19 protein-coding genes are annotated in these 21,550 nt (G+C 75.5%); 14 read left to right on the top strand and 5 right to left on the bottom strand.

Annotated features, from left to right (window positions below; genetic code table 11):
* Positions 1 to 287: 287 nt before the first annotated feature.
* Together ACFC1T_RS07785 and ACFC1T_RS07790 are read right to left on the bottom strand one after the other, a co-directional pair.
* Entirely contained in the window at positions 288 to 740 is a 453-nt protein-coding gene (locus tag ACFC1T_RS07785; protein WP_375884935.1) for a MaoC family dehydratase, read from the bottom strand.
* Positions 741 to 848: 108 nt separating this feature from the next.
* Positions 849 to 1,307: a pyridoxamine 5'-phosphate oxidase family protein gene (locus tag ACFC1T_RS07790; RefSeq protein ID WP_375884936.1), complete on the bottom strand. Its 459-nt coding sequence runs from the start codon at positions 1,305 to 1,307 to the stop codon at positions 849 to 851.
* Between the two features lie 149 nt (positions 1,308 to 1,456).
* Between ACFC1T_RS07790 and ACFC1T_RS07795 the strand changes: the two genes are divergently transcribed.
* From ACFC1T_RS07795 to ACFC1T_RS07855, 13 genes are all read left to right on the top strand, one after another.
* Positions 1,457 to 2,308, top strand: a complete 852-nt coding sequence (locus ACFC1T_RS07795) for a hypothetical protein (RefSeq protein ID WP_375884939.1) — start codon at positions 1,457 to 1,459, stop codon at positions 2,306 to 2,308.
* A gap of 281 nt (positions 2,309 to 2,589) precedes the next feature.
* Positions 2,590 to 3,069, top strand: a complete 480-nt coding sequence (locus ACFC1T_RS07800; RefSeq protein WP_375884940.1) for a hypothetical protein — start codon at positions 2,590 to 2,592, stop codon at positions 3,067 to 3,069.
* A complete protein-coding gene (locus tag ACFC1T_RS07805; RefSeq protein WP_375884943.1) occupies positions 3,063 to 4,001 on the top strand; it encodes a hypothetical protein in 939 nt (312 codons plus the stop codon). Before ACFC1T_RS07800 ends, ACFC1T_RS07805 begins: the two co-directional genes overlap by 7 nt.
* A gap of 65 nt (positions 4,002 to 4,066) precedes the next feature.
* On the top strand, positions 4,067 to 4,915 hold the full coding sequence (locus ACFC1T_RS07810) for an SAF domain-containing protein (RefSeq protein WP_375884946.1): 849 nt from the start codon (positions 4,067 to 4,069) through the stop codon (positions 4,913 to 4,915).
* Positions 4,915 to 6,279 carry a hypothetical protein gene (locus ACFC1T_RS07815; protein ID WP_375884949.1) on the top strand — a complete coding sequence of 455 codons (1,365 nt, stop codon included), beginning with the start codon at positions 4,915 to 4,917 and terminating at the stop codon, positions 6,277 to 6,279. The genes ACFC1T_RS07810 and ACFC1T_RS07815 overlap by 1 nt, the downstream gene beginning before the upstream one ends.
* A complete protein-coding gene (locus ACFC1T_RS07820) occupies positions 6,269 to 7,897 on the top strand; it encodes a CpaF family protein (protein ID WP_375884952.1) in 1,629 nt (542 codons plus the stop codon). Before ACFC1T_RS07815 ends, ACFC1T_RS07820 begins: the two co-directional genes overlap by 11 nt.
* Positions 7,894 to 8,856, top strand: coding sequence for a type II secretion system F family protein (locus ACFC1T_RS07825; protein WP_375884953.1), 963 nt, complete (start codon positions 7,894 to 7,896; stop codon positions 8,854 to 8,856). The genes ACFC1T_RS07820 and ACFC1T_RS07825 overlap by 4 nt, the downstream gene beginning before the upstream one ends.
* A complete protein-coding gene (locus tag ACFC1T_RS07830) occupies positions 8,853 to 9,731 on the top strand; it encodes a hypothetical protein (RefSeq protein WP_375884955.1) in 879 nt (292 codons plus the stop codon). The genes ACFC1T_RS07825 and ACFC1T_RS07830 overlap by 4 nt, the downstream gene beginning before the upstream one ends.
* 61 nt (positions 9,732 to 9,792) lie before the next feature.
* Positions 9,793 to 10,104 (top strand): hypothetical protein, encoded by a 312-nt coding sequence (locus ACFC1T_RS07835; RefSeq protein ID WP_375884957.1) that lies wholly within the window; start codon positions 9,793 to 9,795, stop codon positions 10,102 to 10,104.
* A gap of 47 nt (positions 10,105 to 10,151) precedes the next feature.
* Positions 10,152 to 10,526: a TadE/TadG family type IV pilus assembly protein gene (locus ACFC1T_RS07840; protein WP_375884959.1), complete on the top strand. Its 375-nt coding sequence runs from the start codon at positions 10,152 to 10,154 to the stop codon at positions 10,524 to 10,526.
* Between the two features lie 140 nt (positions 10,527 to 10,666).
* On the top strand, positions 10,667 to 11,035 hold the full coding sequence (locus ACFC1T_RS07845; RefSeq protein WP_375884962.1) for a pilus assembly protein: 369 nt from the start codon (positions 10,667 to 10,669) through the stop codon (positions 11,033 to 11,035).
* A gap of 149 nt (positions 11,036 to 11,184) precedes the next feature.
* Positions 11,185 to 11,667, top strand: a complete 483-nt coding sequence (locus ACFC1T_RS07850) for a hypothetical protein (RefSeq protein ID WP_375884965.1) — start codon at positions 11,185 to 11,187, stop codon at positions 11,665 to 11,667.
* On the top strand, positions 11,667 to 15,773 hold the full coding sequence (locus ACFC1T_RS07855) for a LysM peptidoglycan-binding domain-containing protein (protein ID WP_375884967.1): 4,107 nt from the start codon (positions 11,667 to 11,669) through the stop codon (positions 15,771 to 15,773). The genes ACFC1T_RS07850 and ACFC1T_RS07855 overlap by 1 nt, the downstream gene beginning before the upstream one ends.
* Before the next feature lie 147 nt (positions 15,774 to 15,920).
* Here the strand turns inward: ACFC1T_RS07855 and ACFC1T_RS07860 are convergent, their stop codons facing one another.
* Positions 15,921 to 16,436, bottom strand: coding sequence for an HAD domain-containing protein (locus ACFC1T_RS07860; RefSeq protein ID WP_375884970.1), 516 nt, complete (start codon positions 16,434 to 16,436; stop codon positions 15,921 to 15,923).
* Positions 16,437 to 16,608: 172 nt separating this feature from the next.
* On the opposite strand from ACFC1T_RS07860, the gene ACFC1T_RS07865 reads away from it, so the two are divergent.
* Entirely contained in the window at positions 16,609 to 18,813 is a 2,205-nt protein-coding gene (locus ACFC1T_RS07865) for a hypothetical protein (protein WP_375884973.1), read from the top strand.
* Between the two features lie 204 nt (positions 18,814 to 19,017).
* On the opposite strand, the gene ACFC1T_RS07870 is transcribed toward ACFC1T_RS07865, so the two are convergent.
* A complete protein-coding gene (locus ACFC1T_RS07870; protein ID WP_375884975.1) occupies positions 19,018 to 20,424 on the bottom strand; it encodes a S8 family serine peptidase in 1,407 nt (468 codons plus the stop codon).
* Between the two features lie 285 nt (positions 20,425 to 20,709).
* The gene (gene fabG, locus ACFC1T_RS07875) at positions 20,710 to 21,468 is read right to left on the bottom strand and encodes a 3-oxoacyl-ACP reductase FabG (RefSeq protein WP_375884977.1); all 759 of its coding nucleotides are present in this window, start codon (positions 21,466 to 21,468) and stop codon (positions 20,710 to 20,712) included.
* Between the last annotated feature and the right edge of the window lie 82 nt (positions 21,469 to 21,550).

A 21,550-nucleotide genomic window follows, 5' to 3' on the forward strand; every position in this document is an offset into this window, starting at 1 on the left:
ACGTCAGACCGGCGAGACGGGAGAACCACGGGACGGGGCGGGGCACGGCTCCTCCTGGGACGGTCACGGCTACCGGGCAGGCCGGGGCGCGTACCCCGGGGGCCGTGGGGCCACTGGGGTACGACAACCATCTCGTCGGACGTTACTCGCCGTGGGCCGTTCGGACCCGGCGAAGAGCCCGGCGCGGTCCAATCGGCGTACCCGGCACGCCCCGCCGGCGCCGAGCCCGGCCCCCGCGCGGTGCGGGTGCCCGGCGCCCGCGCCCCGCGCCCGTCGCCGGCCCGCTGCTACGCGTAGAAGCGGGTGATCGCCTCCGCGACGCAGTGCGGCTTGTCGCTCTGCTCGCTGGTGATGGTGAAGCGCACCACCGCCTGGACCCCGCCCGGCACCTCGGTGGCCGAGAGCAGCTCGGCGGTGGCCCGGATCGCGGTGCCGACCGGCACCGGGGCCGGGAAGCGCACCTTGTCCGAGCCGTAGTTCAGCGCCATCCGCACGCCCTCGACGCCGTAGCACTCCTTGGCCAGCACCGGGATCATCGACTGGGTCAGGTAGCCGTGCGCGATGGTCGAGCCGAACCGGCTCTCCTTCGCCCGCTCCGGGTCGACGTGGATCCACTGGTGGTCGCCGGTCGCCTCGGCGAACAGGTCGATCTTCCGCTGGTCGATGGTGTGCCACGCGCTGGTGCCCAGCTCGGTGCCGACGGCGGCGGTCAGCTCGGCGAGGGAGGCGAAGGTCGTCACGGTGCGCTCCTGGAGGGGACGGCCCCGGGGAGGGGTCACGGGGGCAGGACGCCGGAAGCGTATGCCTACCCGCCGGTACCTGTCAGGAGCGGAGTGCGAAACCCGAGCTCAGGGCCGCAGCAGCGGTCGGCCGAGCGAGCCCTGCCCGAGCGAGCCCTGCCCGGTCGGGAACAGTCGGCGGCCGCTCACCAGTTCCGGCACCAGGGCGATGAACAGCGGCTCCGGGTCCCCCACCCACGGCCGCAGCCCGGAGCGCAGCACCCGGCGCACCTGCTCGGGCTCGCTGACGGCGTCGGCCCGGCCGTGCACCAGCACGCTCCACCCGGTGCGGGTCACCGGGTCCAGCAGGTCCGCCTGGAAGGCCACCACCGTGCCGTCGAGCCCGCGCGCGGTGGCACTTCCCCGGCGCACGGCGAGCACCAGCCGCCCGTCCAGGACCTCGAAGGAGACCGGCAGGACGGCCGGCAGCGCGTGCTCGGTGTACACCACGCGCCCGACGGGCACGGTGCTGAGCAGCCGTAGGCACTCGGCCTCGCTCAGGGTCTGCACTCGGTCCTCACGCTCCATGCGTCCGATCGTCCTCGGTCGGCGCGGGCGTCGATAGGGCCCATGGTCCCTGAGCGGACGGGCCGGGAGCCCCGTCGGCGCCCGGCCGGAGCGGTAGCCTGCCCCGCGTCGGGATCGGTGGAGGGGCGGGCGCAGGAGGGGGCGGACGGATGGCCGGCGGGGTCGATCTGGTGGTGATCGGGGCGGACGGCGGGCCCGAGCGGGCCTACGGCGGGTCGGCGCACGCCCCGGCGGGCGCCCGGCTGTTGGCCGAGGTGCTGCCCGGGATGTGCTTCGACACCGGCGCCGCTGGCTGCCGGGTGACGGCCGTGGCGCCGGACGCGGACGCCAACGCGATGCTCACGGCCGTCCGGGACGCGGCCCGGCGCCCCGGCCGCTGGCTGGTGGTCTGCCTGGTCGGCCAGTTGGTGGCCGACCCGCGCGGGCGCCGGCTCGCCCTGGTCACCGGCGGCAGCACCCCCGGCAACGCCTACCGGCGCGGCCTGGCCTGGGACTGGGTGGTCAGCGCGATGGTGCACGGGGACCAGGAGGAGGCCCTGCTGCTGGTCGACGCGGTGGCCGACCGGGACACCTGGACGGCGCTGGAACGGCCCGGCGAGGACAGCGCGGGCGAACTGCTCAGCTACTCCCGGGTCCCGCTGTGGGGCCGGATCGGCCGCTACGCCCCGGGCAGACGCGGCCGGGACGCCGTACTGCCGGGCGAGGAGGGCTCGTTCAGCCGGGCGCTCACCACCGTCCTGCACCACGGCGTCCCGGGCGCCCCGGCGGCGGTCGCCCCGCTGGACCTCCAGCCCGCCGTGGCCGGACTGCTGGACGGGGGCGATCCGTCCGGCGGTCCGGGTACGCCGGGCGCGCGCCTGCTCGTTCCGCCGCACGGCGGGCGCCTGTTGATGCGCAATCGGGCCGCTGTTCGGGGCGCATTGGCCGGATTGTCGCTTTCCGAAGAACTGTTGGCCGTTCTGTGGCGGGAAAGTGCCCCGACGGAACCGCCTTCCGCGTAAGGTCAGGGGGCCTGAGGTGTTGCCGTGATGGGGTGGGTTGGCGAAGAATCGATCCCCAGTGGAAACATCGGCGGGTCTTCGGAATTCTCCTGGCGACCGTTGATCACGGATCGGCTCGGTCGCGACGAGGTGGGGCGATGCGGCAGCGCGGAAATGTGTTGCGCCCTGGGGCGATCGGGACTGGCGGGGCGGTTCTGGTGTTGCTGCTCGGCGCTTGTGCGAGTGGTGGTGGCGGTGGTTCCGTGGATCGTCTCGGGTCGCCCGTGCCCACGGTTGCGGGAGTGAACCCGTTAACTCCTTCGGGTGGTCCGGCAAACGGCGCGATCGCGCCGACCGACGGGCCGGAAGGGGCCCGGGGGCGGCTGGCCCTGAGGACGTATCAGGACTGGTGGCAGGCTCAGGCCACGGCCTACGGGCGTACGGATTCGGACGGTTCCGCGCTCGAGGCGTACTCCTCCGGTCGGGCCCTGTCCGACGCCCTGGTCGACCTCCGTCAACTCCACGACGCCAAACTGGTGATGACCGGAATGCCGCGGAATTCGGCGGTGGTGAAGGCCGTCGACCTGAATGCCGATCCGCAGACCGCCGTGATCGAGGACTGCGTCGACCTCTCGGACTGGCACAGCGTCGATGCCGTCACCCGTACCGCGAAGGATCCGGTCGGCCGACTGAACCGCTATGCCGCGACCGCGTCCCTGCGATGGTTCCAAGCGCACTGGCTGATCTACGACTTCAAGCGGGAGGTGGACCGGACATGCTGAACGCACGGAAACCGGCCCGACGGTTCGCGGTCGTCGCTTCGTTGTCCGCCGGACTGCTGTTGTCCTCGGCGGTGACGGCGACGGCGGACGAACCACCGGGCACCGGGGCGGATAACTGTTCCCTGAACGTGATCTGCTCGCACACCGGCACCGGCGGCAGCAGCACCAGCACGCCCGGAACCTCGCAGGGCGGGGGCGACACCGGGGGCGGCGGGCCGCAGTTGTGCAGCTACCACGACACCCAGTGGGCCTGTTACGACCCGGAGCGCGGCTACTTCAACAGCGACGTCGGGTGCTACTTCCGGCCCCTGGACCAGCAGCCGGCCGAGGGCGACAAGGCCTGGGAGGGCCACAAGCCCTCGGAGGGAACGGTCTACTCCAAGGTCTGCCCGCAGACCGCCGGCGGGCAGGACGGCCTGCAGACCCAGTTCGTGAGCAACGCGGCGGGTGCGACCCCGGTGATCAACCTGACCGTCCAGGCGAAGCTGCTCGCCGACCGGATGGTCTTCCCGGCGCCGAAGGCGGGCCTCGCGCCCAAGGAGACCGCGGTGGTGAAGGCGCCGGTCTGGCTCTGGGCCGAGGGAATGGTGGCGCCCAAGCCGAGTTCGCTCACGGTGCCGGGCGCCTCCGTCACCGTCACCGCGCAACTGGACGGCATGACCTGGGACTTCGGCCAGGGGATGACGGTGGACTGCGCCACGGCCGGGACACCGTACGACCCCGTCTACAAGGACGCGAAGTCCCCCGACTGCGGCTACGAGTTCGCGGCCGGCTCGGGCACCCGCAAGGGCGGTGTCTTCACCGGCACCGTGACCGCGCACTGGCGGGCCCATGTGGTGATCACCGGGCCGCAGGCGAAGACCTTCGACATCGACATGCCGCGCGGAGCGGACCTCGCGCTCAAGGTCGCCGAGGTGCAGGTCCTCAACTGACGGCACCACAAGGGCCGTTCGGCCACTGACGAGCAGAAGAGCGAACGAGGGAAGGGCGGAACCCGGTGGAGAACCGTACATTCGCGACGCCGGGGTCCGGCACGCCGGCGGGCGCCGCGGTGTCCGTGGCGGTACCGGAGCAGCAGGAGCAGGGCCGGGCCGCGCCGCACGCGCCCGGCCGCACCCTGCGGGCCCGGCGCCGGCGCCCCGCGGTGCTCGCCATGGCGGTCGCGCTGATCGCGGCCGGCGGGCTCGGCGGCGCGGTCCTCTACAACAGCACCGGTCAGCGGGTCGCGGTGCTGGCGCTCGCCCGGGACGTGCCCTGGGGGCAGGTCATCACCGACGACGACCTGGTGGTGGCCCGGATCGCGGGCGACCCGGCGCTGCGGCCGGTCTCCGCCCAGGACCGGGCCAGGGCAGTCGGCCTGCGGGCCGCCACCGACCTCAAGCGCGGTGCCATGCTGACCGGTTCGGACCTCGCGCGGGGCCTGACCGTGCAGCCGGGGCAGATCGTGGTCGGGGTGTCGGCCAAGCGCACCCAGCTGCCCGCCAGCCGGCTCCAGCCCGGGGTGCAGATCGTCGTGGTCAACACCCCCGACAACGGCCGGCCCGACTCGCTGGCCGCGACGGTCATCACCGTCGGCCGGGTGGACACCGACGGCAGCCAGGTGGTCGACGTGGCGGTCGGCACGGCGGACGGGCCGCGGCTGGCGCAGTGGGTGGCCGGCGGACGGATCCAGGTACTGCTGGCCCCGCGCGCGGCCGCGGACGGCGGCGCCCCGGCCTCACCCTCGACCGCCCCCTCCGGCGCGGCCCCCACCGGCGCCGCACCCTCGGGCACGACGCCCCCCGGCGGCGCGGCCCCCACGGGCGGCGGCGGGCCCTCGACCCCGGCCGGGGCGGGTGGCGCCTGATGGCGGTGATCGCGGTGGTCGGCGGCCCGGGCGCGCCCGGGGCGACCACCACCGCCCTGGCACTGCTGCTCGCCTGGCCGCTCCAGCCCGGCCGCCGGATCCTGCTGGTCGAGGCCGACCCGGACGGCGGCGCGGTGCTGGCCGGCGCCCTGGAGGGCCGGGTCGAGGCGGTGTACGGGCTGCGCAACCTGGCCGTCGCCGACCGGCGCGGACTGCTCGCCCAGACCATCTGGGAACAGCTCATCGACCTCTCGCCCGAGGGCGACGCCGAGCGGCTGCTGCTGCCCGGCCTCACCGACCCGGTCCAGGCCTCCGGCCTCACCTACACCTGGGAGCCGCTCGCCGAACTGCTGCACGGCATCGAGCAGCAGGGCTACGACGTCATCGTCGACCTCGGCCGCTCCGGCGCCACCGGGGCCGGCGCGGTGCTGGCCCGCCGGGCCGACGTGGTGGCGGTGACGGTCCGCAGCACGCTGCGCGGGCTGAGCGCCGCCCGACCGCGGCTCGCCGCGCTCGGCGAGGACCTCGCCGCCGCCGGGACCGGGACGGACGCGCTCGGACTGCTGCTGGTCTCCGAGGGGCCGTACTCGGGCGCCGAGGTCTCCCGCGAGTTCGGCCTGCCGGTGCTCGGCGAGCTGCCGCACGCCCCCCGCACCGCCCGGGTGCTCTCCGACGGCGGGGACACCACCGACCGGCGGTTCATCCGCTCGGAGCTGATGCGCACGGCGCGGTCGGCGGCGGACGAGGTGCAGCTGCTGGTCCGCCGACGGCGGCAGCGGCTCGCGCCCACCGCGAGCCCGGCGGCCGCATCGGCGCCTGCCCTGGGCGCGGTGCCGGGCGGGCCCGCGGCGACCGGTACCGCGACCGGCGGGCCGGCCGCTCCGGTGGCGCCGACGCCGGTGCCGCCCGCGCCGACGCCGCCCACGCCCGTGGTGCCCGCGCCCGTGGTGCCCGCGCCGAGCCCGTACGGGCAGACCGGGTACGGGCAGCAGGTGTACCCGGACCGGACGTACCAGGGGCAGGCCCGGCCCGCCTACCCGCAGCCCGGCTACCAGCAGCCCACCCACCCGCAGCCCGGCCACGGCCGGCCCGGGTACGGCCAGGCGGCCCCCGGGCCCGTCCCCGGTGAGGCGGAACCGCCTTCGTACGCCCCGCCGGTGATCGTCACCGGCCCGGTCGCGCCGCTCGCCGGGCTGGCGCCGCAGCCGGCTGCCCCGGCGCCGTTCCCGGCGCACGTCCAGGGGGCCGCCGGGCCGGCCGGCGAGGAGGACGGCCCCTACCAGCTCCAGCAGCCGACCGTGACCGACCGGCGGACCGACGACCGCCACCCCTACGACCCCGGGGAGGTGCTCCGTGCGCGGTAGCCCCCTGCACCAGCACCCGACGGCCGACCCGGCCGCCCTGCCCTGGGCCGCGCCCGTCCCGGCCGCCGCACCGCCGCCGCAGGCGTACCGGCCGGGCCCGGTCGCGCCCCAGCCCGTGCTGCCGCAGTCCGCGACCCCGGGGCCGGCCGTCCCGGGCGGCGGCGCCGCCGCCGGGCCGACCGCCGTGCCCGCCCAGCTGCCCTCGCTGGACGTGCGCGGCAGCGCCACCCGGCCGGCCGTCGACACCCAGGTCGCGCGCGAGCTCAAGCGCCAGGTCGCGGCCGAACTGCACCAGCAGATCACCCGGTTGACCACCACCTCCGGGGCCGAGCCGGACCGGGCCACCCGCCGGCAGCGCGGCCGTGCGCTGATCGAGGAGGCGGTCGCCCGCTGGTCCGACGCGTACGCCCAGACCCACGGCATCCCGCCCACCCGGGAGCAGGACCGCGCCCTCGCCGAGGCCGTCTTCGACCTGCTGTTCCGGGCCGGCCGGCTGCAGCCCTACCTGGACGACCCGGAGATCGAGAACATCCTGGTCAACGGCTGCGACGACGTCTGGGTCTCCAAGGTGCACCAACCCCTGCGCCAGGTACCGCCGGTGGCCGACAGCGACGCCGAACTCGTCGAACTGCTCCAGGACCTGGCCCGCCAGCACGGCGGTGGCGAGCGCAGCCTGTCCACCGCCAGCCCCACCCTCGCCCTGCGCCTGGAGGGCGGCATGCGCCTCCAGGCGCTGACGGAGGTGACGCCCCGCCCGTACGTGGCGATCCGCCGTCACCGGGTGGCCTCCGCGACACTCCCCGAGATGGTCGAACTCGGCACCCTGGACGGGACCTTGGCCGCCTTCCTGGCCGCCGCGATCCGGGCCCGGAAGAACGTGATGATCACCGGCACCCAGGGCGTCGGCAAGACCAGCCTGCTGCGCGCGATGGCCGCCGAGATCCCGCCGGACGAGCGGATCGGCACCCTGGAGTCGGAGTTCGAGCTCTGGCTGCACACCCTCGGCCACCTGCGCCAGGTCGTCCCGATGGAGGCCCGGGAGGGCAACGGTGAGCGCGTCGAGGGCCGCCTGGCCGGGGAGTTGACGATCGGCGACCTCATCCCGGCCGCGCTGCGGATGACCCTCTCCCGGATCATCGTCGGCGAGGTCCGCTCCGGCGAGGTCGTCCCGATGCTGCGGGTGATGACCAACGGCGAGGGCGGCTCGATGTGCACCCTGCACGCCCGCGGCCCGCACATGGTCGTCGACCGCATCGCCGAACTCTGCCTCGAGTACGGCTCGCACATGACCGACGCGCTCGCCTACCGGCTCACCGCCAACGCCCTGGACCTCATCGTGCACGTCTCCATGGTCGACGAGACCGCCGTCGGCGGCCGCCGGCACCGCTTCGTCTCCCACGTCCTGGAGGTCACCGGCCTCGGCGAGAGCGGCCGGCCCGCGCTGAACACCGTGTTCGGCCCGCGGCCGGACCTCGGCGAGCCGCGGGCCGTCCCGCACACCCCGCCGCAGTGCCTGGACGACCTGCGCCGGGCCGGCTTCGACGCCTCGCTGCTCGGCTCCCGGTACGGGAGTTGGGCCGCCCCGCTCCAGCTGCGGATCGGCGGTGGCCCGCGATGATGCTGCTCTTCGCCCTGTGCGGGCTGGCGCTCGCGGGCGGCCTGGTCGCCCTGGTGGTCTGGGCGCGCGGCAGCGAACCCGCCGACGAGGACGAGCCGGCCGGCCGGGACAACCCGCTGGCGGGCCGCGCCCACGTGTTCTGGTACGGCGCCCCCGGCAGCGCCTCGCTGCGGATGGTGCGGCTGCGCCGGATCCAGCTGCCGCTGGCCCTCGTCGGCGCCCCGCTGGCCTGGCTGTTCACCCGCATCCCGCTGACCGCGCTGCTGGTGCCGCTGGCGGTCTTCGGCCTGCCCTGGCTGTTCGACACCACCCGCCCGGACACCCACCGGATCGAGCGGCTGGAGGCGCTCTCCGAGTGGACCCAGCGGATCGCCGACGTGCTGCTGCTCGGGGTCGGCCTCAACCAGGCGATCGTCACCAGCCGCCGCACCGCCCCCGCCGCCCTGGAGGAGGAGATCGGCGAACTGGCCGCCCGGCTGCAGGCCCGCTGGCGGCCCGAGGAGGCGCTGCACGCCTTCGCCGACAGCCTGGCCGACGCCACCGCCGACAAGGTGCTCGCCGCCCTGGTGCTGCGGGCCGGGGACAGCGGCCCGGGGCTGGCCCGGACGCTCTCCGACATGGCCGAGTCGGTGCGCGAGGAGGTCCGCCAGCGCCGCGCCATCGAGGCCGACCGGGCCAAGCACCGCACCACCATCCGCTGGCTGGTCGGCATCATCGTGCTGGTCGTCACGATCGGCTCCTTCAACAGCGAGTACACCCGCCCGTACGGGACCTTCCTCGGCCAGATCGTGCTGGCCGTGGTCGCCGCCCTGTTCGTCGCGATCATCGCCTGGATGCGGGCCCTGGCCGCGCACCCGCCGGTGCCCCGGCTGCTCGCCCCCGACCGGCGCAGCAGGAGCGGGCGCCGGCTGCGCGGGTCCGCGCCGGAGCCGGCCGAGCGGCTCGGGGAGGTCCGGTGATCTCCCCCTGGTCCGTGCTGGCCGGCGCCGTCGCGGCCGGCGGCCTCGCCCTGCTGGTCGCCGAACTGCGCCCCGCGCCACCGGACCTGCGCCAGGCGCTGGACCGGCTGCACCGCACCCCGGCCGACCGCGAACCGGACCCGGACGAACGGCCGCGCTGGTACGACCGGATCGGCGAGCGCTCGCTCACCCTGCGCGGGGTGACGATCCCGCGCCGCGAACTCGCCCTGATCGGCCGCACCCCGGCCCGCTTCATGGTGCACAAGCTGCTGTTCGCCGCGCTCGGCCTGCTGCTGCCCGCCTACCTGGGCGCGATGGCCGTGCTGATGGACGTCGGCCTGCCGTTCGCGCTGCCGCTGGTCGCCGGGCCGCTGCTGGCCGGGCTGCTGTGGTTCGTCCCGGACGGCGTGGTGCGCGGCGAGGCCAAGGAGGCCCGCACCGAGTACCTGCACGGCATCGCCGCCTACCTGGAACTCGTCGCGATGGAGCGGGCCGCCGACTGCGGCCCCGCCGAGGCGCTGCGCCGGGCGGCCTCGGTCGGGCAGGGCGTGGTGTTCCGGCGGATCCGCGACGCGCTGGAGCGCGCGGCCACCGACCGGCTCCCGCCGTGGGCCGGACTGGACGCGCTGGCCGAGGAGTTGGGCCTCACCCCGCTCCAGGACGTGGCCGACATCATGCGGCTGTCCGGCACCGACGGCGCCGCCGTGTACGACACCCTGCGGGCCCGGGCCAAGGGCCTGCGCGGCGAACTGCTCGCCGAGGACCTGGCCCGGGCCAACGCCGACAGCGAGCGGATGGTCGCGCCGGGCGCGGCCCTGACCCTGCTGATGACCGTCCTGATCGTCTTCCCCGCACTCCACCAGATGCTCAACTGACCTTCCCGTGACGTTCCCGACCGAGCAGCTGACACCACACACCACACCCCGGGAGACCCCGATGACCGTACGACTCGCCCAGCTGGCAGGCCGGGTGCTGCGGCCCGTCCTGCGGCCCGTCCTGCTGCCCGTGCAGTTCGCCCTGCTGCTGTTCACGCTGCGGATGGGCCGGCTGCGGGCCGCCCGGGCACGCGGCGACCGCGGCGCCATCAGCATCGAACTCGCCCTCGCCATCATCGCGTTGGTGTTCGTCGCCGGGGCCGTCGCGACCGCGCTGTACCTGTTGAAGGACAAGGTGGTCACCAAGGTCGAGCAGGACCCGAACCTGCCCGGCGGTGGCGCCGCGGGCGGCGCGGGGGGCGCCACCAAGTGATCCGGGTCCGTCGTCGTCCGCTCCGCCGTCGGGGCGACCGGGGATCGATGAGCATCAGTCTGGCCATCGTCTTCCCGGTCGTCCTGCTGCTCCTGCTGCTGGTCGTCCAGGCCGCGTTGATCTGGTACGACCGGCAGGTCGCGCTCACCGCCGCCCGGGAGGGCGTGGACGCCGGCCGGGTGCAGGGCAACGCGACGGCGTCGGCGGCGACCGAGGCCGCCGCGCGGCAGGCCCGGGACTTCCTGGACCGGCAGGGCGTGCACGCGTACCAGGTGGGGACGGACGGCAGTTCGGACGACACCATCAAGGTCACCGTGGAGCTGACGCCGCCGCTGCTGATCCCCGGGCTCACCGGGCCCACCGTCCGGCAGTTCGCCGAGGCGCCGCGCGAGCGCTTCGTCCCCCCGGTGGTGAAGCCGTGAGGCGGTCGGCGCGGGCCGGTGCCGACCGGTCGGGACGGCCGGGGCGGGCGGCGCGGCCGGGGTGGCGCGGGCGGCTGCGGAGGCCGAGGCGGACGGACCGGGGCGGGATCGCGATCGAGGCCGCGATCGTGGTACCCGGCGTGGTCGGACTGGTGCTGCTCGCGATCGCCGCCGGGCGGGTGCAGACCGCGGCCGGCACGGTCGAGGCCGCGGCCCGGGTCGGGGCCCGGACCGGCTCGCTCCAGCGCAGCGTCGCCGGGGTGGACGGGCCCGCCAAGGAATCCGCGCTCGCGACGCTGCGCCAGCAGGGCGTGTCCTGCCGCACCTCGGACGTCCAGGTGTCCGAGGCGCCGATGGACCTGCCGGGCGGCCGGGTGGTGGCCGTGACGGTCACCGTGACCTGCGACGTCGAACTCGCCGACCTGCTCGGCGGACCGTCCGGGCTGCCCGTGACGAAGCACCTCGTCGGGGAGTTCACCTCGGTGATGGACCGCTACCGCGGCACATGACGACGGCAGGCGGCGGCGCGCGGGCCGCAACGGGCGCGGCCGGGGGATTGGGGACGGCCCGCGCGGGGGAGACGCAAGCGGAGAGCGCTCGGGGGATGACGCAACGACACCGAGGGGCGCCCGGTGGGGAGCCGGTGGGGAGACACCGTGTGGATCGGGGGGAGAGGGTGCGGGTGCTGAGCGGGCTGCGGGACCGCCGACGGCGTACGGCCGGGCGGCGGTCCGACCGGGGCGCGGTCGCCCTCTTCGTGGCGATCTGCGCCGCCTACCTGGTGCTCGTCATCGCGCTGGTGATCGACGCGGGCGGCCGCCTGCGGGTCGCCGAACGCACCGACGCCTACGCCCAGGAGGCCGCGCGGGTCGGCGGCCAGCAGCTCGACCAGGCGGACGTGTTGCAGGGGAAGGGCTTCAAGGTCCGCCAGGACTACGTCCGGCAGGCCGCCGGGATCTACCTCGACCGGTACGGCCTGAAGGTGGACGAGGTCGTCTTCTCCGACGACGACAGGGTCGTCACCGTCACCGTGCGGGCCGACTACCGGCCGGTCCTGCTGGGCGCCCTCGGGGAGCGGAAGGTAACGGGCAAGGGCAGTGCGACCCTCGTCCACGGAGTCGAGAAAGCGGAGACCCACTGATGGCCGCGCCACGTGCCAAGGACCAGGCCCGTACCGCCCAGGCCCGTACGGTTGGGGCCGGCACCGGCCCGGGCGGAACCGGGAACGGCGGAACCCGGAAGGGCGGCAAGCCGACGGTGAGGGGGCACGCCCGCCCCGGGCGCCGCCGACCCGGCCGCGGCGGCGCGGTGCTCGCCGCGCTCGCCGCCCTGGTCACCCTGCTCGCCCTGCTGTTCGGCGTGCCCGCCCTGCTGCTGTACGGCACCCGGGCGGTCGCCTCGATGGGCGAGGTCGCCTCCGGCGGGGTGGGCGAGGCGCTCACGAGTCCGGACGACGGGCGGCTGTTCCTCTGGCTGCTGGTGGTGGTCGGCTGGCTGGCCTGGGCGTGCTTCGCGCTCTCCGTCCTGCTGGAGGTCCCCGCCCAGCTGCGCGGCCGGATCGCCCGCCGGATCCCGGCCTTCGGCTGGAGCCAGCGGATGGCGGCCGGGCTGGTCGGCTCGGTGCTGGCGCTGCTGCCGGTGGCCGGTTCGGCCTTCGCCGCGGTGCCCGAACTCACCCAGGGCCCGTCCGCCCAGGCGCAGTTGACCCCGGGCGTGCACCGGGCCGCACTGCCCGCCGCGCAACCCGCCGCGGCGCCCGTCCAGGCGGCGGACCAGCAGCCCACCTACACCGTGCGGGACAGCCGCCCGGCTGACAGCCTGTGGTCCATCGCGGAGCGCCAACTGGGCTCCGGGGAGCGCTGGGTGGAGATCGCCAAGCTCAACGAAGGCCGGGTGATGGGCGATTCGGGCACCCGCTTCGACGCGGAGCGGCCGATCCAGCCCGGCTGGCAGCTGCTGATGCCGACGGACGCCAAGCCGGACGAGGCGAAGGCCCCGGCGCCCGCCCAGTCCTCCGGGCCGGGCCAGGCCCCTTCGGCCGGTGACTCCTCGCCCGGTGACTCCTCGGCCTCGGCGACGGCCGCGGCGGCGCAGGTGCCACAGGCCGGGACGGAGCCGGAGGCGGGCGGGCAGAAGACGGTGACCGTCCGGTCCGGGGACAGCCTGTCGGCCATCGCCCAGCGGGAGCTGGGGGACGCCGAGGCCTGGCCGAAGCTGTTCGAGGCCAACAAGGGTGTCCAGGCGCCGGACGGGGAACGGCTGACCGACCCGGACGTGCTGGAGCCGGGGATGGTGCTCACCGTGCCCGGAGCGGCCGCACCGGCGCCCGGGCAGACGCCCGCGCCCGCGTCCACGCCTGCACCAGCGCCTGCGCCTGCGGGTTCTGGTTCCGGGGCCGGAGCCGGGCAGGTGCCCGCCCCCGCCGCCACGCCCCAGCCCGCGCCGGCCACCCAGTCCCCGGCGCCGACCCACGCCCCCGACCGCGCGCCCGCCCCCGCTCCCGCCGCGCACGCCTCCCCGGCACCCAGCGACGACTACAGCGTCGCCCTCGCCGCGTCCACCGTGGGCGTGCTGCTCGCCGCCGTCATGGTCGGCACCGTCGCCTACAAGCGCGGTACCCAGCAGCGCGGCCGCCGCCCCGGCCACCGCATCGCGATGCCCGAGGCCGAGGCCGCCGCCTTCGAGAACGAGCTGATGGTCCGCCAGGACCAGGCCGGCCTGGAGCTGCTCGACCGCTCCCTGCGGACCCTGGCCCGCCACACCACCCGCGGCGGCAAGCGGCTGCCCGCGATCGTGGCGGCCCGGATCACCCCCGACCACACCATCGAGCTGCACCTGTCCGGCCCGGCCACCCCGATCGCGCCGTTCCGCGCCGCGCACGCCGCCAACGTCTGGTGGTGCAGCGAGGAGTCCTCCGACCTGCTGAGCCCGGCCCAGGCCCGCAAGACCCCCGCGCCCTACCCCGCGCTGGTCACCCTCGGCACCTCGCCCGACGGTTCGGTGGTCCTCGCCGACCTGGAGGCCGTCCGGCTGCTCCACCTGTCCGGGCACCCCGACGACGCCCGCGCCGTGCTGCGCACCCTCGCCATCGAGCTCGCCCACAGCCCGCTGGCCGACCGGCTCCACCTGCACCTGGTGGACCTCGCCGAGGAGGTGCCGATCACCGGACCGGCCGCCGAGCGGGTCCACCGCCACCCCACCCTGGAGGCGGCGCTCGCCGCGCTCGGCCCGCGCACCGCCAAGGCCCGCGCCACCCTGGTCGCGGCCGAGGCCACCAGCCCGCGCGAAGCCCGCAGCCGGGGCCAGGCGGACGAGTCCTGGGTGCCGGAGATCGTGCTCTGCGCCCAGCAGCCCGGCGGGGACACCCCGGCCGAGCTCGGCCGCCTGCTGGACGCCCGCCCGCGCACCTGCGTCGCCGTCATCACCCGGGCCCCCGAGCGCGGCACCGGACCGGTCGCCCGCTGGACCCTGCCGACCACCGGCCAGGCCGCCGTCCCCGGCCTGCACCTGAGCGTCGAACTCCAGCGGCTGGACGACCACCAGTACGACCAGGTCGCCGAACTGCTCCGGGCCGCCGACGACACCACCCAGCACCCGGCACCCGCCTGGACCCTGGACGGTCCCGGCCTCGACCCGGACGAGGACACCGACACCACCGAACTCCCGCTCGCCGTACCGGTGCTGGCCGCCGTCGGCGCCCCGGGAGCGGCGGCCGAGGAGGACGCGGGGGCGGCGGCCGGGCCCCGGCTGCTGACCCGGGTCATCGGGACCGGCGCCAGCCCGTTCGCCGGGACCGACCCGGTCGCGCCCGCTCCTGCGACCGCGCCCGCCGCCGTCCCTGCTCCCACGCCGCCCGGCCCGGCGCGCTTCGCCGTCAACGGGCAGGGGCGGCAGGCGGCCACCGGGACGGAGCAGCCCGCCGACGAGGCCACCCGCGACCTGCGGCTGCCGGGCGGGCCGGGGGAGTCCGGCGAGTCCGCAGAATCCCCGGAATTCGCGGAGCCCGCCGAGGCGCCGGTCGGGCCCGCCGGGCCTGCGGAGTCGACGGCGGTGGACGGCCCGGCCGAGGCCTCGGTGCCGGTGCTCCCCGTCCAGCCGGTGCGGCCCGTGGCCCCGCAGGCGCCCGTCGTGCCCGCTGCGCCCGTCGTGCCTGCCTCGCCCGCCTCGCCCGTGTCGCCCGCGTCACCCGCCGAGCCGGTGCCGACGCACCAGAGCGCGCCCGCGCCCACCGGCGTCGACCCGCGCGTGCCGGCCCGGCCGGAACCCGGCGTCGGTCCCGCCCCCGCCCCCAGGGTCGTCCCCGGGGCCGCCACCGGTCCCGAGGGTGGTCCTGGCCGCGGCCGAGAGGGCGGCTCCGCCGGTGCGGCGCCGGCTACGGTCGAGCCCGGCCCGGCCGCCGTCGCGCCCGTCGCCCGGACCACGTCCGGCCGCAGCGACAGCGACGACCTGCTCGCCATCCTGCGCTCCCCGGAGGCGCACACCCCGCGCAACGCCCCCCGGATCCGGCTGCTCGGCCCGGTCGACGTGGCGGGCACCCCCGGCGCCGTCGAACCCGGGGCGCTGCCCCGGCTCACCGAACTCGCCGTCTACCTCGCGCTGCGGCCGGGCGCCGACCACCACGCGCTCGACCACGACCTGCACCCGGGCGCCGCCCACCTCGACCCGCACCCCACCGCGGCCGACGCCAGGAGCCCGCTGCCGGCCAAACTCGCCGACCTGGCGGCCTGGTTCGGCAGCACGCCGGACGGCCGTGCCCACCTGCCCACCGACACCACCGAGGGCTACTCCTTCGCCCCCGTCGTCACCTGCGACTGGGACGAGTTCCGCAGCCTCTACCGGCGCGGCATGCGCAGCACCAGTGCCACCGCCGACGCCGCCCTCGCCCACGCCCTGGCGCTGGTCCGCGGTGCCCCGTTCGCCGAGGCGCCGCCGGCCTCCTACGGCTGGGCCGAGGCCGAGCGCCAGGACATGATCGCCGCGATCGTGGACACCGCCCACGAACTCGCCGCCCGCCGCCTCCAGTACGGCGACCACCGCAGCGCCGAGGCCGCGGTCTTCCGCGGCCTCGCCGTCGCCCCGGACGTCGAACTCCTGCACCGGGACCTCTTCTACGCCTACGCGTCGGCCGGCGCGCGGGACCAGCTGCTGCGCGCGGTCAACCGCCTCGACGCACTGAGCCGCCGCACCGGCCGGGACCTGGACGCCGACACGGTCGCCCTGCTGCGGGACCTGCTCGCCGGGTCCTGAGCCGACGGGTCCTGAGTCGCCGGGTCCTGAGTCGCCGGTTCCCGAGCAGGCGAGGCCGCCCGGATGTCCGACCGGCCGTACCCGATCCACCGGGTCCGGCCGGTCGGTGTCGGTCGTGGCGGGGGCGTGCGGTCAGGCGGAGCGCGGTCAGGGGGCGCGCAGCCAGGTGTCGACGGTGGTGAAGTCGGCCTCGGTGAGGCCGACTCGGGGGTCGACGCGGTGGAGCAGCGCGGCGGCCGGGGAGTTGGCCTCGACCCAGCGCCGGTCGGCCGGGGTGATCTCGTCGTCCACCCAGACGAACCGGCGTCCGGCCGCCCAGGCGACCAAGGTGCTCGTCTTCCAGTGCAGTTGGGCGTGCAGGGTGCTGCCGTCACCCGGCAGGTCGGTGTCCGGCCAGTCCACGTACGGCAGCCGGGGCAGGCCCAGCCGGGGCGCGAGGCAGGCGTCGGCGTCCGCCAACCAGGTGGTGGCCCAAACCAGTTGGCAGGGCAGGGCGAGCAGTCGGGGCCCGAGCCCCGGGTCGACCCGGGCCACCAGCGGGTTGCCGGACGGGCCCGCGCCCGGGCCCGGGTAGGTGGGGTAGCCGCCGGGCGGCGGGGCGCCGAAGGGGATCAGGGGCCCGTCGACGTCGAGGAACAGCAGGGGGAGCCCCGGATCGGTCATGACGGCACGATAGTGGCCGGTGCCCGCGCCGTGGCACGCCGATCGGCCACCCGGCCTGGCTCGGGCGTGCCGGGATCTCGTAGGGTGGCGCGCACGGGACGTGGTGGCTGGCACCACGAAGGCAAGGGCATCAGACGCCGCGGACGCGGCGGGGCGGGGCGGTGACCAGAAGATGGCGGAGACGACTGCTGTTTCCGGAGGTCCCGAGCCGTCTGCGGACTCGGGCCCCTGGGACGCCGTACCGCCGCAGCCCGCAGGGCGGCCCGAGGAGCACCCGCCCGGACCCGCCGCACTGTACGAGCCGCCGCCCGCGCCCCCGCTGCCGCCCGCGGCGTTCACCGCCCCGGTGCCGCCCGCGCCGCCGGTCGCGCCCACCGGATGGACCCTCACCGGCCTGCCCGCCGCGGGGGCCCAGCCCCAGGCCCAGCCCCAGGCACCGGCGCCGTCCGCGGCTGCGGTGCCGACGGTCTCGGCGGCTCCGGCGGCACCGTCGGCCCCGGGTGGGCTCGGTGCGGCGCCGCGCGGCCGGATCCTGGTGATCGAGGGCGGTTACGGCAACTCCGGCCGCCGCACCTGGGGCCGGGGCGGTCCCGCCCAGGCACCGGTGCTGTCCGCGATGCTCGCGGCCGTGTCGCCGCAGGTGCTGCTCGCCGCGGACGCGGTGGACGCCGTCCACCTCCCCGGCGCCAGCGATCCGCACACCGTCCTCGCCCACCTGCGCGCCGCCTCCCGCCACCCGGGCCCGCTGCTGGTCCACCTGGGCGGGCACGTGGTGGCCGACAAGCGCGGCGGGCAGCTCCAGCTCACCCTGCGCGACGCCAGGCAGGACGGCCTGCCCTGGCAGGCGATCGCCGCCGAACTGAGCCACCGTCCGGCCGAGTGGCAGACCCTGGTCATCGCCGACCTGAGCGCCGACCAGAACGCCTGGCCCTACCTCCAGGGCACCGTCTCGCCGCTCACCGAGGGCATCCCGCTGTGGGCGGTCGTCAGCCCGGACCCGGAGCAGATCGGCACCTTCACCCGCGCCCTGATCGAGGCGCTGCACGGCGGCCGTCCGGGCGCGGGCGAGGTGCTCGCCCCCGAGCAGCTGCGCCAGCAGGTGTACTCGGTGCTGCGGCCGGACGTGGTCATCCTGGCCACCCACACCCCGGACCGCCCGGTCTTCCGCAACACCGCCCGCCGGGGCGAGGCCCCGGTGGCGGACGTCGTGCTGCCGCTGCCGGAGGCGCTGCCCGTCGCGGACGCGGTGCCGTCCGAACTGCCGCTACCGCTGCCCGCCGTGGCACCGCTGCCGCTGCCGCGGCAGGCGGAGCCGCAGGACGCCGTGGTCGAGCGGGCACCGGTGGCGCCCGCCCCACTGCCCGTCACGCCCGTCGGCGGGCCGGTGAGCCTGGTCAAGCCCGGAGTGCCGCCGACCCCGCCCCGGCCGTCCCGCCCGGTCAGCCTGCGCAAGGCGGGCGAGCAGCCCGCTGACACGGCTTCGGGGGTGAGCCTGCACAAGCCCGCCGGGGCGGCGGTCACGGCCACGGCCGCGGCCGATGCCGCGTCGTCGGCAGAGGAGGCCTCGGCGGCGGGCGTCACGCTGCGCAAGGCCCGACCGGAGGCTGCGGAGCCGGTCGAGGCAGCCGGAACCGCCGTTGGTACCACGGGGGTTGGCGAGCCCACCGAGCCCACCGAGACAGTCGAGACAGTCGAGCCGGTTGAGGAGCCCCGGGACGCCGTCCCGGACGAGAGCGGTCCGACGGCCGAGGCCCCGCAGGACGCGGTGCCGACCGATGCCGTCCCGGCCGATGTCGCCCCGACGGACGTGGAACCGGCCGCCGAGGTGCCGGCCGCCGAGGTGCCGACCGACGCGGTGCTGGCTGCCGAGGAACCGACCGACCAGCCGCCCGCCCCGGCCGAGGCACCGGCCGCCAACGCGCCGCGCGAGGACTACCGCGAGGTGATCGGACGGATCGTCCGCAGTGCCGACGCCGGGGACCACGCCGCCGCCACCGACCTCGCCTTCGCCCTCGAACTGGAGGCGATCGCCGAGCACGGGGCCGTCTCCGAGCCGGTCCTCCAGGTGCGCCAGGTGCGCGCCCACGTGTGCCGGCTCGCGGGCCGGACCGCGGAGGCGGCCGGCATCTACCGCGAGGTCGCCCTGACGCTGCTCCGCTCGCAGGGCGCCGACCACCAGGAGACCCAGCGGGCGGCCACCAACGCCGAGGCCTGCTGGCGTTCGATCGCCGACCGGGCGGAGGCGATCCGGATCGCCCCGGAGATCATCGAGCTGCGGGCCTTCCTCCCGGGCCCGGACAACCGCAAGCTCCGTGCAGCCGAGCGCTACCTGGCCCAACTCGCCGCCGCTGCACCGGTGGTGGCCGACCAGGGCTGACGGTCGGGCCGGTCGCCCTCGTCCACCCTCGGCGGGCCGCCGCCGGTGGACGGCAGGCCGCGAACACCGAACAGCGAACAGCGAACAGAAGACAGGTAACAGATAACAGAAAACAGCGAACGGATAACAGATGTTGAAATCTGTTATCCGTTCGCTGTTACTTGTCAGCTGTCAGGCTCCGCGTCCTGACCGACTGCTCAATGCCTACTGCTCGTTGCCCTGGCTGTTGTCGTCGAACTGCACGTCGCCCGCGATCGCGTGGACGAACTTGGCGCCGTCGATGGTGCCGAGGCCGCTCGCGAGGTCGTAGCCCTCGACGGCGTTGTAGCCGGTGACGCCGCCCCAGCCGTTGTCGCCGTCCTTGACGTCGACGATGCCGCTCCACTTGCTCGGCAGCAGGCTCAGGCCGTACAGGCTCGGGTTGAGCTGGCCGAGGCGGTGGCCGGCGAGCTGGTCGGCCAGCGCGACGATGCCCGAGAACAGCGGGGTGGCCTCGCTGGTGCCGCCGGTGAGGTGCCAGCCGACCGCGGTCGGGTCGTAGGACTCGTAGGTCCAGGCGGCGCCGTCGACGGCGGCGCTCATGCTGATGTCCGGGGTGCCGCGGTGGTTGCCGGTGACGTCGGAGACGCCGGCCTGGTACCACGGGCGGGAGAAGATGCCGGACACGCCGCCGCCGCCGGCGCCGGACTTGTCGTGCCACACCTTGTCGGCCGCGGTGCGCTTGCCGTTGTCGTCCAGGGTCAGCTGGGTGCCGCCGATGGAGGTGACCAGCGGGTCCGAGGACGGCCAGGAGTTGACCTTGAACGGGTACAGGTCGGTGCCGTTGGTCTGCGAGTCGGTGGCGCCGTTGTCGCCGGAGGCGGCGAGCACCGTGACGTTGCGGTCGGCGGCGGCCTTGAAGGCGTAGCGCAGGTCGGTCAGCGACTTGAAGTCGCCCTTGTCGTAGCCCGGGAAGGTGTTCTCGGTGGCGCCGAAGCTCTGCGAGATGACGTCGCCGACGCCCTTCTTGATCAGGTCCTTCTCGGCGTCCATCATCTCGGGCAGGCCGGTGGTGCCCTCGGTCTCGGCGACGCCGGTCTCGACCAGGACGATGTGGGCGTCGGGGGCCATCGCGTGGGCGTACTCGACGTCCAGGGTGGTCTCGCCGGCCCAGCCGGTGTGGTCGGGGTTCTTCGGGTCGAAGACGGGGACGTTGCCCCACTTCCGCACCTCGACCTGGGTGTCCTTGATGCCCCACTGCTTGTCGAAGACCTCCAGGTCGTGCTGGATGGTCGGCGAGCCGAAGGAGTCGACGATGACGATGGTCCGGCCCTTGCCGGTGATGCCGTCCTTGTACAGCGGGGCCAGGTTGTAGGCCGCCTGGTACTGGACCGGCGAGTAGCAGTGGATGCCGATCTGGCTGACGCACTGGGTGGTGCTCAGCGGCGCCGGGCGGGTGGTGGCGAGGTGGTGGCCGAAGGAGGCCGGGCGGACGTGGACGCCCGAGAGGTCGTGCGCGGGGGCGGCGGTCGCGGCGCCGACGGCCGGAACGGCGACGGTGCCGGCGGTGAGGGCGGTGGCCCCCACGGCGAGCAGAGCCAGGGCACGGCGGAGGGAGGCGGGGCTGCCCATGGGACTCCTTGGGACGCAGAGGGCCCGACCAGGTCCGGTCGGGTCGGTTCGGACATCCCATCGAGTGCCGCATGATCATGCCATAGTCATTTGGTGGGGTCGATTGACCAGGCACATGGTCATGATCGGCCACGCGAAAGGGTAAAGGCCGTCCCAGGGAAAAGTAACCGTGCACCTGGGACGGCCATGTGAGGGCGCGTCAGCAATATTCACTGAATGTCAACCGTATCCACCCAGCACCCACCCACTTCGCTCACGGGTGCGGGAGAGCCGCCCCGGCCGGAGCTACCGGGCCCCACCGTTGACGTACAGTGTCTGCCCGCTCACGTACGAGGCCTCCTCGCTCGCCAGGAAGGCCACCACCGAGGCGACCTCCTCCGGCTGCCCGACCCGCCGCAGCGGCGTGCGGGAGGCCACCTCGGTCTGGTGGTCCTCGGCGGTGGCGCCGACCCGCTCGGCGGTGGCGGCCGTCATCGGGGTGGCGATGTAGCCGGGGGCGACGGCGTTGACGTTGATGTTGAACGGGCCCAGCTCGATCGCCAGGGTCGCGGTGAGCCCCTGGATCCCGGCCTTGGCGGCCGCGTAGTTGGCCTGGCCCCGGTTGCCGAGCGCGGAGCGCGAGCTGAGCGAGACGATCTTCCCGTACTTCTGCGCGACCATGTACTTCTGCGCCACGTGGCTGCAGTTGTACGCGCTGGTCAGGTTGACCGTCAGGACGGTGTCCCAGTCGGCCTTGGGCATCTTGAAGAACAGGTTGTCCCGGGTGATCCCGGCGTTGTTGACCAGGATGTGCAGTCCGCCGAGCTCCTCGGCGACCCGGGCGAAGACCTCGTCGACGGCGTCGTAGTCGGCCACGTCGCAGCCGTAGGCCCGGGCGGTGCCGCCCTTGGCGGTGATCTCGGCGATCGTCCCGGCCGCCCGCTCGGCGGTCAGGTCGACCACCGCGACGGTCGCGCCCTCCTCCGCCAGCCGACGGGCGGTGGCCGCGCCGATGCCCTGCGCCGCGCCGGTCACCACGGCGACCTTCCCCGCGAACCGTGCCATGTCCGTTCCTCCGCTCACTGGATGCTCCCGCTCATTCGAAACCCCGCTCACTCGAAACCCCGCTCAACCTGTCCCGACCCGT

Source organism: Kitasatospora sp. NPDC056076 (assembly GCF_042266305.1).
Classification (GTDB): Bacteria; Actinomycetota; Actinomycetes; order Streptomycetales; family Streptomycetaceae; genus Kitasatospora.